Genomic DNA, 16,685 nt, shown 5'->3' on the forward strand with positions numbered 1-16,685 from the left:
AAACCTACTACTGAAAGTCAACCAGTTACATTCCAGCAGGTTATCAAAAGCCTTATTTCTTTATCTTATAAAAATCTCAATTTGTTAAAATGTAAAGGATTAATAATTCTCCTCTACATGCAGTTGCCAGGGAATTGCAGCTTTATATTGTATTATCCTGCCCTGTAAAAATTAAGATGAAGCACCAGTTTTTGATAGTAAAATACCTATTTGTGCAGCCATACGCTGGCAGTCAATCATAAAAAAACCGGTGAAATCATCACCGGTTTTTTTTATTGTGGTTCCATTGTTATATCAGTTCGCCATAAAGATCGAATTCTTCTGCAGAAGTAATTCGTACATGGGCAAAATCGCCGATAGAGATATAGGTATCTTCTGCGGATACCAGTACGGTATTGTCTACATCCGGGGAATCATACTCCGTCCTGCCGATAAAATAATTTCCTTCCTTCCGGTCGAAAATACATTTAAACGTACGCCCGATCTTTTCCTGGTTTTTCTCCCACGAAATCTGCGACTGTATTTCCATGATTTCCTCTACCCTCGCTTCCTTCACTTCCTGCGGGATATCGTCTTCCAGCACATATGCTCCGGTATTTTCTTCATGGGAATAGGTAAAACATCCCAGACGGTCAAACTTCTGTTCTCTTACCCAGTCTTTAAGTTCCTGGAAGATTTCTTCGGTTTCCCCGGGATAGCCTACGATCAGAGTCGTCCGGATGGCCATATCAGGAACTTTTTCCCTGAATTTAGCCAGCAGGGCATCCGTCTTTTCATGGGTAGTTCCCCGCTTCATCGATTTCAATAGTTCTGAATTGATGTGCTGCAGAGGAATATCAATGTAATTGCAGACTTTCGGCTCTTCTCTGATGATATCGAGGACATCTTCCGGAAAACCGCTTGGGAAAGCATAATGCAGCCGGATCCATTCGATTCCTTCTACCTTCACCAGCTCTTTCAATAAATCTCCGAGGGCACGTCTTTTGTAAATATCCAATCCGTAGTACGTAAGGTCCTGGGCAATAAGGATCAGTTCCTTGGTGCCTTTTTTTGCCAGCTTCTGTGCTTCCGTCACCAGTTTCTCGATGGGAGTGGAAAGGTGCTTTCCTCTCATCAGCGGGATGGCGCAAAAGGAACAGGGCCTGTCGCAGCCTTCAGAAATTTTAAGGTAGGCATAATGCTTAGGCGTGGTGGTTAATCTTTCTCCTACCAGCTCATGCTTGTAATCTGCGCCGAGGTGTTTTAATAAAACAGGAAGATCGCGGGTTCCGAAATATTGGTCTACATCCGGAATTTCGCGGATGAGATCCGGCTTATATCTTTCGGACAAACAGCCGGTAACGAAAACTTTTTCCACCTCACCCCTGTTTTTGGCTTCCACATAATCAAGAATCGTGTTGATGGATTCTTCTTTGGCATTATCGATAAATCCGCAGGTGTTAATAACTACAATATCGCCTCTGTCTTCATGTACCACTTCTTTGCCGTTGGCTTTCAGCTGGCTCATAAGGACTTCGGAATCGTATACATTCTTGGAACAGCCAAGGGTTACTACATTTATTTTCTTTTTACCTACAGATTTTGTGCGCATCTTTTTGATTTTGAGTCTGCAAAGATACAAAATATCGGAGAGTATGGATTAAAAAATAAAAGCCACTTTAATAAAGTGACTTTCAGTGCGGTATTTTAAAAATTCTTTTCTTTGAAACCCGGTGCATGCTCATCTTTTTCGGAGAGTATGGCGTCACCGTCAGCAATCTTCCAGTCGATATTCAGATCCGGATCATTGTATTTTACGCTGCCTTCCGATTCTTTGCTGTAGAAATTATCACACTTATAGGCGAAGACGGCCGTTTCGCTGAGTACTGAAAATCCGTGTCCGAAACCTCTCGGAATATACAGCTGGGTCTTGTTTTCTGCTGTCAGCTCAATTCCGAACCATTGTCCGAAAGTTGGGGAATCTTCCCTGAGGTCTACCGCCACATCCCAGACTTTGCCTTCCAGGCAGGAAACGAGCTTGGCCTGTGCATGCTCTCCTTTCTGAAGATGCAGCCCCCTGAGGACACCATAAGAGGACTTTGAGATATTATCCTGAACGAAGTGCCCGTTCATCCCGGTGAGTTCTTCAAACTTTTTTTCATTGAATTTTTCAAAAAAATACCCTCTTTCGTCTTCAAAAACGGTAGGTTCAATAATGTAGCAGTCTTTTAAAGGGGTTTCTTTTATTTTCATTGGTATAATTGATCTTTATTTATTATTTATTTAAAAAAAATTCTGAGAACGGTACGCATCAAAATTTTCATATCGCCTGAAAATGACATATTTTCCAGGTACTGAAGGTTCATTTTTATCTTATCGGGAAATACCACTTCATCATTGTATTGCAGGGGATTTTTCTGAGCCTTAAGAATTTCCTCTTCGTTGCTGTATTTGATACTGGCTTCGGAGGTAATCCCCGGTCTCAGCTGCAAGACATTACGGTCTTTCCCGCTCAGCCGGTCATAATACCCTTCAACATCCGGACGGGGCCCTACGAAACTCATATCCCCTTTCAGGATATTAAAGAGCTGTGGCAATTCATCCAATTTAAATTTTCTGAAAAAAGCTCCTGTTCCAGAACATTCTGCTTCCCGGCTTTTTATTGTCCTGAATTTATAAATGGTAAACATTTCTCCGGACCGCCCGACCCTTTTCTGAAAGAATATTCCACATGAACGGGTATCTGCTGCTGCAACGGCAAGCAACAGGATCATTACAGGCAGCAGCAATACAATCAAAACGATTGCCAGGATGCTGTCGAAAACAAATTTCCAATGCCTGTAATGATTCATAGTACGGCTTATTTTTCAAAGAAGCGGTTAACGGCTTCTGCAATTCTCTTTTTCTCCTCTTCCGTAAGATTGGATCCTGACGGAAGACACAGGCCATCATCGAATAATTTCTCAGATACCCCATTGCCGTAAAAAGGTGCATTTTCAAAAACCGGCTGCAGGTGCATCGGTTTCCAAAGCGGCCTGGACTCAATATTATCCTCCAGAAAAGCCATTCTCAGCTCTTCCCTTGTTTTGCCTGTTATTTCAGGATCAATAATAATTGCCGAAAGCCAGTGATTGGAATAGAAATCCGCGGAAGGCTCGGAGAATACCGTTACCCCCGGCATGTTCGCGAACAGATCAGTATAAAACTGCTGCATCTTCCTCCTTGCTTCCACCCGGCTGTCCAGCACTTCCATCTGCCCTCTTCCGATTCCTGCAACGATGTTGCTCATCCTGTAATTGAACCCGATCTGAGAGTGCTGATAATGAGGCGCATTATCTCTCGCCTGAGTAGAAAGGAAGACGGTCTGGTCTTTGTCTTCCTGTGTGCGGCAGGCCATTGCACCGCCGCCTGAAGTGGTGATGATCTTATTGCCGTTGAAACTTAAAATCCCGAAACGGCCGAAAGTTCCGCAGGGCCTGTTTTTATATGTTGATCCCAGTGCCTCGGCAGCATCTTCAATGAGGTCTATTTCAAATTCATGGGCTATGGAAAGAATTTCATCCATTTTGGCCGGCATTCCGTAGAGATGGACCACAATAATGGCCTTGGGTTTCTTACCTTTCCTTATTCGGTCTTCAACGGCTTCCCTCAGTTTTTCAGGGCACATGTTCCAGGTCTCCGGCTCACTGTCTACAAATACAGGGGTTGCCCCGCAGTAAGCGATGGGATTGGCCGAAGCGGAAAACGTCATTGACTGGCAGATGACCTCATCGCCGTATTCTACTCCACACTGGACCAACGCCAGGTGAAGCGCTGCCGTTCCTGCGGATAAAGCCGCCACCCGGGTTCCGTTTCCCAGGAATTTTTCAAGATCTTCCTCGAAACCGTTCACATTCGGGCCCAGCGGGGCCACCCAGTTTTCAGCAAAAGCTTCCGTGATGTATTTTTGTTCATTGCCTCCCATATGTGGTGAGGAGAGCCATATTTTTGGATTATTCATTGACCGTTTTTTTACTTTTATAATAATTTAGGCAGATTTCAGGATATTTCCGGGCTTCCATTTCAGAAATCACCTTTTGGATATCAAATTCAAAGGATTTACATTCCACCTTATTTGTCTGGGTATCCAGGATAAGATAATTTGCCACATCCAGCAAAGCCCGGTTCTGGCCTAAGCTTCCTGTATTATAGAGATTTTTGGAACCTACGATGCGATGGTATTGCTGGTGGGAATGCCCTACAACGGTATTATCTTTAAATTCGCTTTCTTTAATTTCCGTGTCCTGGAAGATATATTTTTCACCGAAAGTATGCATCACTGTGAATGCTCCGGCTGAAGTGTCTTTGGTAAATCCGGAAATGAACGGGAGCCAGGCCTTATCGAATCCCGGATAACAGAAATTAAAGAATGACTTTGCTACCTCATTGGATCCGGGATACACACCATTGATATAATATTCTTCATGATTTCCCTGCAGGAAAATCCCCGAATCCCTCTTCTGATACAGGAATTCAAGACATTCATTTGTCCACGGACCATAATTCACGATGTCTCCGTGGCAGATAAACTGATCAAAATTTCCTTTCTCTACCGTAAAGAGTTTTTCCAGCGAAACCAGATTTCCGTGAACATCGCCAAATACCAGTATTTTCATATAGACAGCATTTCGTTTATTCCCTGAACGATATCCACCTGCGGAGCCCAGTTCAGCTTTTCTCTTGTTTCGCTGATATCAAAATAAAAAGAGCTTCCCGATTCGGTTCCAGTGAAACTGATTTCAGAGTGATGTTGCGCCGAAATAATTTCAGCGATTTCATAATTGGATACTGAAGTTCCTGATGCGCCCAGAAAAATGCCGTTTTCTTCGCTTTGCATGGCTTTGATGCATAATTCTGCGGCATCATCCACATGAAGATAGTCCTGCTTTCTGCTTCCGTCCCCGAAAAGAATGATTTCTCCTTCACGCTTTGATTTCTCGATAACATTAGGCAAAAAGGATTTGTTATCCAGTCCTTTCCCATATAAATAAGTAAGCCTAAGCACCGCGTATTTTCCGTGGCCAGTTACCAGGAACTCCCCGGATAATTTCGACAGCGGATACAAAGACGGAGAATTAAAGGAAGACGTGGTGGAAATGATGCCACTATGAGCGCCATATACATTGGTGCTGGAGATAAAAATAAGTTTAGCCCCCTGATTCTGAAGCTGTATCCTGCGGATCATGTCATTGATTTCAATAAGCTCTGAATGGGAGCACCGGTAATTGCCCAATGACAATATGATGTATTCATACTCATCCTTCAGCTCAAGAAAATCAGTAATCTTTACTTTATCTGTCCCTTCGTCTATATTTTCCTGGCTTCTATTATAGACAGCGGTAACATCAAACCCCTGTTTCCCGAGTTTCCGAATCAATGCTTTTCCTAAAAAGCCGTTGGCTCCAACTACTGCACACCTTTTGTTCATGGCTTAGGATTTCAGGTTAAAGTGGTAGAACCGGGCTTTAGGCTCTTTCAGTTTCCTGTCTTTCGAAAACACCTCCATTTCTTCATTTTCCACAAAAACATCAGACCAGGCTCTCATCACCATTCCGTTTTTTAATTCGGGGGCCGGCGTTTCTTTTCCGAACAGATAATGATTCAGAATGATCTCCACTTCATTTACCCCGTAAAAATAGCGGAGCGGTGTAGTTCCGCTGAAGCGTCCGTTGATCTCAAAAATGACCGGTTTTCCTTCTACAATGCGGAACTGGAAATTAACAGGTCCGTCCGCTCCCAGCTTTTCAGCAATTTCTCTGATTACCGTATCGTATCCGGAAGTTTTTTCGTCACGGTATGTTCTGTAGGTATTTCCGTCGCGCAGGTCTCTTTTCAGCGTAACGATTGCTTTACATTCCCCGTCCAGAACGATACATCCTGAGGTATATTCGCCTTCGGTATCCGGCAGAAACTGCTGTACAACCAGGTTGCTCTGCGGATCATATATCCTTTCAAGGTCCTCATGCGTATTGATTTTCACCAGCCCTAAAGATCTTGCCCCATCGATGGGTTTGGCAAACAAGGGCAACCCTACTGTTTTTTTCAGTTCCAGCAAATCATCCATGGACGTAGCCATTGCAGAGACAGGATATGGAAAATGATGGGCTTTCAGGAACTCGGCCGTTAAAAATTTATCATTGGAAATCTTAATGACATCCAGTTTGCTTACGATAATTTTGCAATTGTAAAGTTCCAGAAATTCGTCATGAACCTTTGAAAGCTTAATGAGTTCCGTATCCGTACCCACCAGAATGGCATCGATTTTATGTTCTGTTACCAGGGTCCGGATGCTTTCTATATACTGATCATCTGCAGCTTTGGGAATATACAAAGCAAAATCTCCCAGCCAATGTCCTGTCGATCTCGGATCCGGATCTGCTGTGAATATTTTTTTCGGAAAGTCACAAATCTGCAGCATTCTTAAAATTCCCTGTCCGAGCAATGCTCCTGCTCCTGTTACTAATATGTTTTTAACCATTTTTTCTTATCATATATTTATCGAATGCTTCTTTAATATTACCATTCGCATCGTTTATACCTTCTGATTTGATTGTTTTCTGGATGGTGAGAAGTAAGATTTTAAGATCCAGTGCAAAGGAAACGTGATCTACATACCAGACATCAAGCCTGAATCTTTCTTCCCATGAAATGGCATTTCTGCCGTTTACCTGTGCCCAGCCGGTGATGCCGGGCGTTATTTCACTTCTTCTTTTCTGTGTAGCATCATAAAAGTTTTCATATTCCGGCAAAAGCGGGCGCGGACCGATCAGGCTCATATCCCCTTTTAAGATATTGATAAACTGCGGGATTTCATCCAATGAGGTTTTTCTTACGAAAACGCCAATTCTGGTTAACCTCTCAGCATCCGGCAACAGGTTTCCGTCCTGATCCCTTTTATCATTCATCGTCTTGAACTTAACGATATAAAAAGGTTTGGCATTTCTGCCTGATCTTTTCTGGAAAAAAAACGGTTTTCCCCGGTTTGCAATATACAGCCCGATGGTGATGAATATAAATAAAGGCGATAGAACAACCAGACCGATCAGTGCAGCCAGAAAATCAAAGATACGCTTGAAAAAGTGCTTATACATAGAAAGCCAGTTAAAATTTTAATAAATTCAGTACTGCAAAAATGAGAAACTTTTTTTTATCCCTCATCAACTGTGTGTTATATTTTAAGATCACCCTGTTTCTTGAGATATAGCCTTTTAAAAACTGCTGATAAATGAGGTAAGCTTCTGATTCCTTATCCACGTATTTTATATAATTCCGGATATGATTCTGATAATACCCGTTGAGTACCTCGGAAGATTTTTCTTTTATTGTATTCCAGGATAATTTATTGAGGTGCCCGTGAACATTTTCCTGATGCAGACGGTAGTGTATATAGGACTGAGGATCGATGACCACCTTGTGGTTCCTCGATCTTGCAAAAAAGTACACCAGCCAGTCATGGGAAAATCCTTTCCAACCGGTAGAGTCAACCATGTTCAGAAATTCGCTCAGTGACTCAGCGAATTTCTTTGTAAAGACATAGGTACATCCTGCGCTTCCGCCTTCAAACAGGAAATCGAATTTTTTCTGGGGGAAGTCTTTTTTCAGTTCGCTGAAAGAATGATCTGAAGTATCCCATTTGGTAAGATTGGAACAATATAAAGAGGCATTATTATTCTGCAGGAGCTCTGTTGCCCTGCTCATTTTTTCCGGCATCCAGAGATCATCCTGATCTGCAAATGCAACGTAATCAAAGTTTTCATTGAAATCCAACGCGGAGACCATTTTCAGGAAATTTTTCGCTGCCGAGCCGGTTCCCGGAATATTTTGTGATATTTTAATCTGAGGATATTTATCTCTGACGATTTCGAGGGTATTGTCTTTGCTTCCGTCATCACTCAAGGCAATATCCAGCCTTACGTCCTGCTGTTTCAGGAGGGTATCAATCTGCTCTTCTATATATTTTTCCCCGTTGTAACTGGCCAGTAATACTTTTACTAATTTCATTTCAATACTTTTAATTCAATATGGCTGCTGTAGAAAACATTATAGAATAATAAAATCAGCAAGATACTGAAGATAATATTCAATATTTTATCGTATTTCAGTTTTTCATAGAAAGGATAAACAACAAGATAGATAATCAGATAATACGAAAACCTGAACGCCATTACGGGATTCAGTATATACAAAATAAGATAAATAAGAAAAAGGGCGCAATAAAAATTATTGTACACTGCAGCTTTTCTGTATTTAAGAATCAACAGGCTGAGCACGACGACAACGACAAAATACAGCTTGTGGAAAATACTCACGCCATATTTTTCAGCAACCTCCGGATCCGTATAGGTATCCAGCCTGTCGGTGATATGGGAAAAATAGGGCAGGCTTAATACGGATGAAAAGACAACGGCTCCCAGAAGGATGAGCAGAAGCTGCTTGTAGGTAGGTTTCCCAAATCCTAAAAAAGTAGCAGCCAATGCAGGCAGCGCACTCACGTGCGTCAGGAAACCGAGATAGCCGCCCCAGAATCTTTTGCCCAGCAGCAAATAATATGTTAAGAAACCGAAAAGGAAATAAGCAGGCGAATTCCTTAATACCGTATAGGTGAGCAGAATGTAGGAAAACACGAAAAATACAAGCTTAATCCAGTACTTTATATTCTTCCTGAAGGCAAGCCAGATATAAAACACTGAACCGAATAAGAAATTAGTGAAATAAACCCCATACAGAGCTTCCCTCCAGTTATCCGTAAGCCGGAAAAACGTATTCAGGATTACGGGAAAGTAAGGCTCACTGAAAGTTGATTTCCATTGAAAATGGTATTCTTCAAACATAAAGTTGGCATAGCCTCCGTAATCCGCATTTTTTTCTATCGGCACATAGAATCTGAGTAACAGGGAACAGATAAAAAATATGACAGCCGGTATAAAGGCGAACTTTCTTAATCTGCTATGAAATACCAATAACAAAAGCAAGTAGGAAATATAAGTGATGAGAATATAAAAATGGAGCTCAAATTGTGTCATACCTGTAATGTGTACCTTCTTTTTTAAATCCGGCTTTTATACCTTTCATTATCTGTTTTGCAGTCTGCAACGGGTGTGGCGACAGTGCAATATAAACCGGGATTCTGTAGATGCATTTAAAGACCTGCGTAGCTTTCCAGCCGAACGGAATATAATTCCGCTTGAACATATAGATCTGGTTCCTGAATATATAGAAATGCCTTATTCCGTTTGTATGATAGGGCTTTTCCACGGAAAGAAATTTCACCACTTTCTCGCCCATATTATGAAGAATCTTAGCTCCCGGAACCCTTATGAATACATAGCCTTTACTTCTGGCTCTGAAACACCATTCATAATCGATATAATCGATAAAAAGCGTTTCATCCATCAGGCCCACCTTTTCGAAAGCATCGCGTTTATAAAATGATCCTGACGTAATGATCACGGGCACTTCATATTCTTTCCTTTCATGTACCGCTTTATCACCTGTCTGTGTTCTCATATCAACAATTTCCGGTGACGTTGCAATGACTCCGGACCCTTTTTCAATGACGTCTATCATAGGCAGAAAAAAGCCTTCGTCTATCAAAGAATCCTGGTCAAACAGTGCTATGTATTTACAATCCTGATTTTCCAGTGCTTTTCTGATCCCTTTGTTCAGTGCCAGCGAAAGCCCGATGTTTCCTCTGTTGGAAAGATAGATAATTTTCGGATCGTTACTGACCATTCCGGATATTTCGGCAGGTAATTCCTTTACGGAATTATCTACAACGACAAGCCTGTCCGACTGTCGTGACAGGGCTTCTATATTCGCCCGATTATCCGTATCGGGATTGTAAAGAACAATAACACTGTATATCATAATCAATTATTTACCACTTCGCCGTAGAATCTTGCAACTTCTTTTTCAAAGAGACTCCTTTCGTTATTGATTACGTTTTTGTAGTTATCCTGCGCCTGCAGATTACTGTCGAAATTATTCATGACATCGGTGATTACCAGATCTATACTTTTTAAGAAATCCGGGGATTTTTCATCAAACTTGTATTTCTGAGGGATTCTGATATCCTGTTCGTTTTTTGCCGATCCCCTTTTTCCTGTAATGATAACACAGTCCTGCAGCCTCGCTTCCCTCGGTATCCTGTCTTTTCCCGGGTGCCATCCGAAATCGATATAGATCTTGGCGCCCCTCAGGGTCTCCGCCACCTGTTTCTGATTCATATTAACAATCGGCACAAAACGTACATCTGCATTTTTATTTTTATAAAAATCAATGATCCTCTTGGTTACATTTTTTCCTTTTGCAGGATTATAACAAATGATATCTGATTTTTTAATTTCGGGATCAACATCCAGGAAGCCGGTATTGATATAATCACTCAGGTATTCCGAGGATACGGAATGCGCTGATAAAAAATCTTCTGCATATTTAGACTGCACCAAATGCCTGAACCCTTTCAGTTTCGAGATCGGTGTGATGGTGAGTGCCTTTTTAAATTCATATATAAAAGATTTGAATCCATAATCTTTCAGATAATCAAGGCTTAGATTGACTTTATAATTATCTACGGACAGCCACCAGACATATACCCTGGCGTTTTTAATGCCGGAAATATGCTGCAGCATTGTTTCCGGAACAACAATGATATGAGCTGCCGAATCAGCAAGTTGTACGGATTTATTTTTCCGGGTGCTGTACTTTTTGAAATTGGGATTGATCTCTGTTTCAACAAATGATTTGCTTTCTTTGTCATAATACGCCATTCCTACATCAGCTCCCAGCTTTTCCAGTTCGTAATTAAGCTGATGAAGTAATTCGGTTCCTCCCGTTGTCAATCTTGAAGGGCTGATAATCTGTATCATTTATTGTACTGTTTTTTTTACTTTGGTTAGAGCAGATCCAATCACCTGGTGCATATCGTAATATTTGTATTCTGCCAATCTTCCTCCAAAAATCACATTCCCGTCTTTTTCAGCAAGCTCCTTGTATTTCCTGTACAATTCAGAATTCGCATCATCGTTAATCGGGTAATAAGATTCTTTTCCTTCACTCCATTCATCAGGATATTCATAGGTAACCACTGTTTTGGGCTGTGTGCCGAATTCAAAGTGCTTATGCTCGATAATCCTTGTGTAGGCCTCGTTCTCCGACGTGTAGTTAACAACGGCATTACCCTGAAAGTTTTCTTCATCCAGAATCTCGTTTTCAAAGCGCAGGCTACGGTACTGCAATTTCCCATAGCAGTACTCGTAATATTCATCAATCTTACCGGTAAATACCAGATTTTCAGCCAGATTTTCCCAGTGTTCGCGGTCTTCAAAGAAGTCGACGTTCAGCTTTACCTCAATGCCGTCCAGAAGGCCATCAATGATCTTGTTGTATCCCCCGACAGGAATGCCCTGGTATTTATCATTAAAATAATTGTTATCGTAGGTGAAACGTACCGGTAACCTTTTGATAATAAAAGCGGGAAGTTCCGTAGCTTTTCTTCCCCATTGCTTTTCCGTATATTCCTTTATCAGAATTTCGTAAATATCTTTTCCTACCAGTGAAATGGCTTGTTCCTCAAGATTCTGAGGGTTTTTGATCCCCGATTCTGCTTTTTGTTCTTCTATTCTCGCCTGCGCCTCAGCCGGGGTTTTGGTACCCCACATCTGGTAAAATGTGTTCATGTTAAAAGGCAGGTTATACAGCTTCCCGTTGTAATTGGCTACAGGAGAATTGGTATACCGGTTGAACTCTGCAAACTGATTTACATAATCCCAGATTCCTTTATCATTGGTATGAAAGATATGGGCACCATATTTATGAACATTGATTCCTTCTATATTCTCGCAGTAAATATTTCCTCCGGGATGATCTCTTTTATCGATCACCAGACATTTTTTTCCCTTTTTAGTAGCTTCATGAGCGAATACTGCCCCGAATAATCCGGAACCTACGATGAGATAATCATATTTTTGCATATTTTTTTATGATTTTTGATGTAAATGTTATAAAATTTTCTTCTTTGATAATATAATACTGAACAATAAACTGATAGACCGCTATTGAAATGCCTCCAAGAGCTAATTTTTCAATCAGTGTATCTGCCAAACCATTCGTAAGATAGATGATTCCCCATATCGGCAGGGAACAGATCAGAGACAGAAAGGTAATTCTGTAATTGATATTCAGCTGAAAGTTCCTGTGTACGAAATAAAACATAACGGCGGTAACGCAGAGTTCGGAGGATAAATTCGCGATTGCGGCACCTACTTCGTTAAGATAAGGAATTAAAATAATATTCAGGGCAATGCTGCAGACCAGTCCGAAAAATACAGATTTTGTCATCAGGATATCACGGCCGGTTGTTGTGAGCATCTGCATACCCAGAATGTTGGAAATCCCGATCAGGTATATCACCAGGCACAGAATACAGAAAGAAGTTTGGGCAGGCAGAAATCGTTCCCCCGCAAACACAATGATGATTTCGTGGGATAGTGCCATCATACTTATCATAATCGGGAATGCCACGATACCCACAAAGTCAAAGGATTTCTGAATAAGCCTGTTAAAGTAGGCATCATCACCCGAGGTATGAGCCTGTGAAAGTTTCGGGATCAGCACAGAACCCAGCGCAGTAACCAGAATAATCGGTGCTTTGCTTACCCGTAAGCCCAGCGAATAATACCCTACCGCATCTTTCGAAGATATAAATCCTAAAAAAACAGAATCCAGTAAAACATAAATGCTGATGGCAGCTGTGGAAGCAAATATCAGCAGCAGCGGCCTGACATGTTTTCTCAATCTTTCCCAGTCCCGGACGAGTGTAAATTTCACGAATTTTCTTGAATACATAAAATTGATACCTCCGTTTATGACGCTGGACACACACAGGATCACAAAAAAAAGGTAATAGTCCTGAGGATGTTTTACAAAAATAAAAACAGAAAGCAGAGAAAGCAATCTGATAAAAACAGTCCTCATGGTAATATACCTGAAATTTTCATTTCCCTGATAAAACCATTCCAAGGCCAAGATGTTACAGATCACAAGAGAGATCCCGGTAAGAAACATATTCTTGTTTGCACTGAACTGCGGTACAAGATAAATTAAAGCGATATAGATGGCTACAAGGATCAGGCTGCTGTAGATATGGATCGACACCAGTTCGCTGAATATCCCGTCCTGATTCTGATTTTTTTTCTTTGCCGTCTCCCTGATGCCGTAGACAGGGATTCCGAGTGCTGCGATAAGCATAATGTACCGGCATATATTTTCAACGAAAGAAACCACCCCTACGCCGTAGGGCATAATAACCCTCGATACATACGCATACATGATCATGGGAACGATAACCTGGGTTACCGTTAAAATGACATTATACGAAAAATTTTTTTTTATGCTACCCACAAATTATTATTTAATGAAACCCCTTCCGCACTCCTTTCAAACCCATGATTCATATCATCTTCCTATAAATTGCGTTTATGGTTAAAAAGCGGCATCTGTGTGATCCTCCGGCTGTTCCGAACAACATTCCTGAGCAGGGTTTCAGTCCCGGATATACCTTTTGTGCTGCCGGTCCCGTTTTGCTGCCGGATGCCGGGCTGCCGTAAAACAGGGTCTTATTTATTCCCGGGATTACAGCCTGTCCTTGATTTTTTCCAGCCAGCTCTTTTCTTTGGCAGAATAGCCGTAGCCATATTTGTTACCGTATCCATAGTAGTTTTTATCCACATCATTGAGTACGAAACCTACATTCTTGATCTTCTGGCTGTCAATATTGCTGTTGGCAAATTCAATAAGCGATTTTTCGGTATACCTGGATCTTGTAACGTATATCGTAGCATCAGCCAGATCTGCAAATAAGAAGGTATCCGTTACCAGCAACAATGGTGCCGTATCGATGATGATGTAATCATATTTTGACTTCAGGCTGTCGAGCAACAGCTCATATCTTCCGTTACTCAACAGATCGGTCGGATTCGGCGGGATCATTCCTGAGTAGATCACATCGCAATGAGGATTAAATGAAGTGACATGGATAATATCTTCCAGCCTGGTTTCGGCAGAATACAGATATTCGGTTAATCCCGCCAGGCCTCTTCTGGAAGTATTATACCGCTGAAGCTGCGGATTCCTGATATCCGAACCGATGATGATCACCTTCTTATTCGGTGTTGCAAGCGTTAAAGCCAGATTAACCGAAATGAAGGTTTTCCCTTCTCCTTTAACGGTGGAAGTCACAAATACCACCCTTCCTTTTTCCTTTTTCGGAAGAAGGAAATTCATATTGGTGATCAGGATACGGAAGGCCTCCGCCATAGGCGAAAGGTCATTAACCTGCACAATATCCGACTCTCCTTTCAAGACACTTGGTAATTCCCCAAGTACCGATGCATGAGAAAGTTTCTCCAGATCGTGCTTGCTTTTGATCTTATTGTTAAGAAGCTCCTTAAGATAGATAAAAACGACAGGTAAGAGCAGCCCCAATACAAAAGCTCCTGCAAGAAAAATTATTTTTTTGGGAGCCACCGGAGCAGGCGAAGCATAGGCATAATCTATAATCCTGGCTTTATTGGCCGTAACGGCTAAAGATATGGCTGTTTCTTCTCTCTTCTGTAACAGAAGCAGGTATAGGCTTTCTTTGATCTGCTGTTGCCTTTCAATACTTCTGAATAACTTTTCCTGGGCAGGGATTTTGGTAATTTTTGAACTGATCAGATCCTGCTCGTTCTGATACTGGTTCTTGGCCAGCTGTAATCCGGTCCTGTTTTTCAGAAGGCTTTCCATAACGGAACCGCGAAGGGAAGAAATCTGCTTGTTGAGATCAATGACTACCGGGTTCTGGGGAGTTGCATTCTCAAGCAAACGGTTTCGCTCTAATACAAGCTGGTTATAAGCCGTTATATTGGCCGTCGCCGTACTGTTGTTCAATTCAACATTGGAAGGGAGGACCTGACCATTATTCTGCCTTCCCATGAAATCGATCAAAGCATTCGTCAGTTCAAGCTGCGATTCCAGTTCAATCTGTTTTGCCCTGGCTTCTGCTGAGGTTTCAAGACTTATTTTGGCCTCCGTTGAAAGGTCTGTAATCTGGTTGCTGGATTTGAAGTTTTCCTTCTGGTTTTCAACCTGCCCCAGCTCTTTGGATATAAGATTGATCCGGTCATCGATAAAATCTTTGGTTTTCTTGGACTCCGAATTTTTATCATTGATGGCGTCATCATTATAAGCCTGTACCAGGGTATTGATGATGTCTTTTGCTTTATTGATATTGGGATAGTTCAGTGACAGATTGATAACCGTAGCCTCCCTGGTCGTTAATGTTACGCTCAGGATGCTCTGCAGATAGTTTACTGTGCCCTCTTTGGTAGCATAGGTAAAGTACATATTGCCGATGTCACCGGATTTGGATTTATTGTAATCAGGATTTCTTACAATCAAGAGATTGGCATAAGGCAGACTGATGGTTCTGCTGAACCGGGTTTTGACTTCCGGGAAATTTTCGCTTGTTAAAATAATCTCTTCTCCGGAGATTTTTATGTTTACAGGCTCAATTTTGCTGGTGTAATCTTTTTCATTGATTACCCGGATGATGATGGGTGAGGTATCTTTGTAAAGCTCCTTATCGTTCAGGTTTGATTCCGCATAGATTGAGGTTTGCAGATTATTCTGCTTCACCACCTCATACATGAGTTTCTTGGATTTGAAAATTTCTATCTCATTATCAATACTGTTGGTATCCATGCCTCCAAAGCCGGACAGATCCTTCAGTACGCTGAATTCATTTCCCGCCGCCGGTGCCTTTTTGGCATCTTTGATGAGAACGGATGATTGAACGTTGTATATCGGTGTAACAAACTTTAGGTAAAAGTAGGTGATGACTAAGCATATGATAGGAACAATGATAAACCAAATCCAGTTTCTTACATAAGGTTTAATTATCTCCTGAATATTAATTTCTTTTTCTGATCCTTCAATAACCGGACTATCCATTATTTAGTTTTAAATTTTATAAATTGGTATATTAGCATCCCACAACAGGTTTTCTGGTTTTTTTTATAGCCTTGCATCTACCAGGCTTCGGTCTATACAAGCCTTGGTATCGAAAATAATCCCGTCTTGTTTTTTTAATTTTTCAAAATCCAGCGTCAGGAATTCATTGTGGGAGACAGCAATGATAATTGAATCATACTTTTTATTCTCCGTAAGCTGACCCAGGAGCGATACTCCATATTCGTGCTTTACTTCCTCATGATCTGCCCACGGATCATAGATGTCCACCTCTACTCCGTAGTCTTTCAGTTCATTGTATATGTCAATCACTTTTGTATTTCTTACATCGGGACAATTCTCTTTGAACGTCACTCCCAGGATCAGGGATTGGGAATTTTTAATTACGCTTCCCTTGGCTATAAGAAGTTTTACGACTTTGGAGGCGATGAACTTGGCAATGGAATCATTCACGCGGCGCCCCGATAGGATAACGTCCGGATGGTAGCCCAGCTGCTCAGCCTTATGTGCCAGATAATAAGGATCCACGGAAATACAGTGCCCGCCCACAAGACCCGGCTTATATTTCAGAAAATTGTATTTTGTTCCGGCAGCTTCCAGAACATCATGGGTGTCGATCCCCATTCTGTCAAAAATCAGAGCCAGTTCATTAACGAAAG

General features: G+C 41.5%; 16 protein-coding genes. All 16 read right to left on the minus strand.

Translation table 11 applies throughout. The features are described from left to right. Nucleotides 1–289: 289 nt before the first annotated feature. Complete coding sequence (rimO, locus tag QZ735_RS11185; RefSeq protein WP_294248260.1) at nt 290–1,591, minus strand: 30S ribosomal protein S12 methylthiotransferase RimO; 1,302 nt, start codon at nt 1,589–1,591, stop codon at nt 290–292. 95 nt (nt 1,592–1,686) lie between these two features. Further along, nucleotides 1,687–2,232, minus strand: a complete 546-nt coding sequence (gene rfbC, locus QZ735_RS11190) for a dTDP-4-dehydrorhamnose 3,5-epimerase (protein ID WP_294248262.1) — start codon at nt 2,230–2,232, stop codon at nt 1,687–1,689. Nucleotides 2,233–2,258: 26 nt separating this feature from the next. Further along, nucleotides 2,259–2,831, minus strand: coding sequence for a sugar transferase (locus QZ735_RS11195; protein WP_294248265.1), 573 nt, complete (start codon nt 2,829–2,831; stop codon nt 2,259–2,261). An 8-nt stretch (nt 2,832–2,839) separates the two neighbouring features. Then, the gene (locus tag QZ735_RS11200) at nt 2,840–3,979 is read right to left on the minus strand and encodes an aminotransferase class I/II-fold pyridoxal phosphate-dependent enzyme (RefSeq protein ID WP_294248267.1); all 1,140 of its coding nucleotides are present in this window, start codon (nt 3,977–3,979) and stop codon (nt 2,840–2,842) included. After that, on the minus strand, nt 3,972–4,634 hold the full coding sequence (locus tag QZ735_RS11205; RefSeq protein ID WP_294248270.1) for a metallophosphoesterase: 663 nt from the start codon (nt 4,632–4,634) through the stop codon (nt 3,972–3,974). Before QZ735_RS11205 ends, QZ735_RS11200 begins: the two co-directional genes overlap by 8 nt. Then, nucleotides 4,631–5,446 carry an NAD(P)-dependent oxidoreductase gene (locus QZ735_RS11210; RefSeq protein WP_294248273.1) on the minus strand — a complete coding sequence of 272 codons (816 nt, stop codon included), beginning with the start codon at nt 5,444–5,446 and terminating at the stop codon, nt 4,631–4,633. Before QZ735_RS11210 ends, QZ735_RS11205 begins: the two co-directional genes overlap by 4 nt. Nucleotides 5,447–5,449: 3 nt before the next feature. Continuing rightward, nucleotides 5,450–6,496 carry an ATP-grasp domain-containing protein gene (locus QZ735_RS11215; RefSeq protein ID WP_294248275.1) on the minus strand — a complete coding sequence of 349 codons (1,047 nt, stop codon included), beginning with the start codon at nt 6,494–6,496 and terminating at the stop codon, nt 5,450–5,452. After that, nucleotides 6,489–7,109, minus strand: coding sequence for a sugar transferase (locus tag QZ735_RS11220; protein ID WP_294248277.1), 621 nt, complete (start codon nt 7,107–7,109; stop codon nt 6,489–6,491). The genes QZ735_RS11215 and QZ735_RS11220 overlap by 8 nt, the downstream gene beginning before the upstream one ends. A gap of 10 nt (nt 7,110–7,119) precedes the next feature. Beyond that, nucleotides 7,120–8,019: a glycosyltransferase gene (locus QZ735_RS11225; RefSeq protein WP_294248278.1), complete on the minus strand. Its 900-nt coding sequence runs from the start codon at nt 8,017–8,019 to the stop codon at nt 7,120–7,122. Beyond that, nucleotides 8,016–9,041: an EpsG family protein gene (locus tag QZ735_RS11230; protein ID WP_294248281.1), complete on the minus strand. Its 1,026-nt coding sequence runs from the start codon at nt 9,039–9,041 to the stop codon at nt 8,016–8,018. The genes QZ735_RS11225 and QZ735_RS11230 overlap by 4 nt, the downstream gene beginning before the upstream one ends. After that, nucleotides 9,028–9,885: a glycosyltransferase family 2 protein gene (locus QZ735_RS11235; protein WP_294248284.1), complete on the minus strand. Its 858-nt coding sequence runs from the start codon at nt 9,883–9,885 to the stop codon at nt 9,028–9,030. Before QZ735_RS11235 ends, QZ735_RS11230 begins: the two co-directional genes overlap by 14 nt. 2 nt (nt 9,886–9,887) lie before the next feature. Beyond that, nucleotides 9,888–10,886 carry a hypothetical protein gene (locus tag QZ735_RS11240; protein ID WP_294248285.1) on the minus strand — a complete coding sequence of 333 codons (999 nt, stop codon included), beginning with the start codon at nt 10,884–10,886 and terminating at the stop codon, nt 9,888–9,890. After that, complete coding sequence (glf, locus tag QZ735_RS11245) at nt 10,887–11,990, minus strand: UDP-galactopyranose mutase (RefSeq protein ID WP_294248288.1); 1,104 nt, start codon at nt 11,988–11,990, stop codon at nt 10,887–10,889. It abuts the gene before it with no gap. Further along, the gene (locus QZ735_RS11250; RefSeq protein ID WP_294248291.1) at nt 11,977–13,419 is read right to left on the minus strand and encodes a flippase; all 1,443 of its coding nucleotides are present in this window, start codon (nt 13,417–13,419) and stop codon (nt 11,977–11,979) included. Before QZ735_RS11250 ends, glf begins: the two co-directional genes overlap by 14 nt. A 231-nt stretch (nt 13,420–13,650) precedes the next feature. Further along, nucleotides 13,651–16,008, minus strand: a complete 2,358-nt coding sequence (locus QZ735_RS11255; protein ID WP_294248294.1) for a GumC family protein — start codon at nt 16,006–16,008, stop codon at nt 13,651–13,653. Nucleotides 16,009–16,071: 63 nt separating this feature from the next. Beyond that, nucleotides 16,072–16,685: UDP binding domain-containing protein (locus tag QZ735_RS11260; RefSeq protein WP_294248297.1), on the minus strand; the 614-nt coding region annotated here is incomplete at its 5' end.

Origin of the sequence: uncultured Chryseobacterium sp. (assembly GCF_913776365.1) — a bacterium.
Lineage (GTDB): Bacteria > Bacteroidota > Bacteroidia > Flavobacteriales > Weeksellaceae > Chryseobacterium.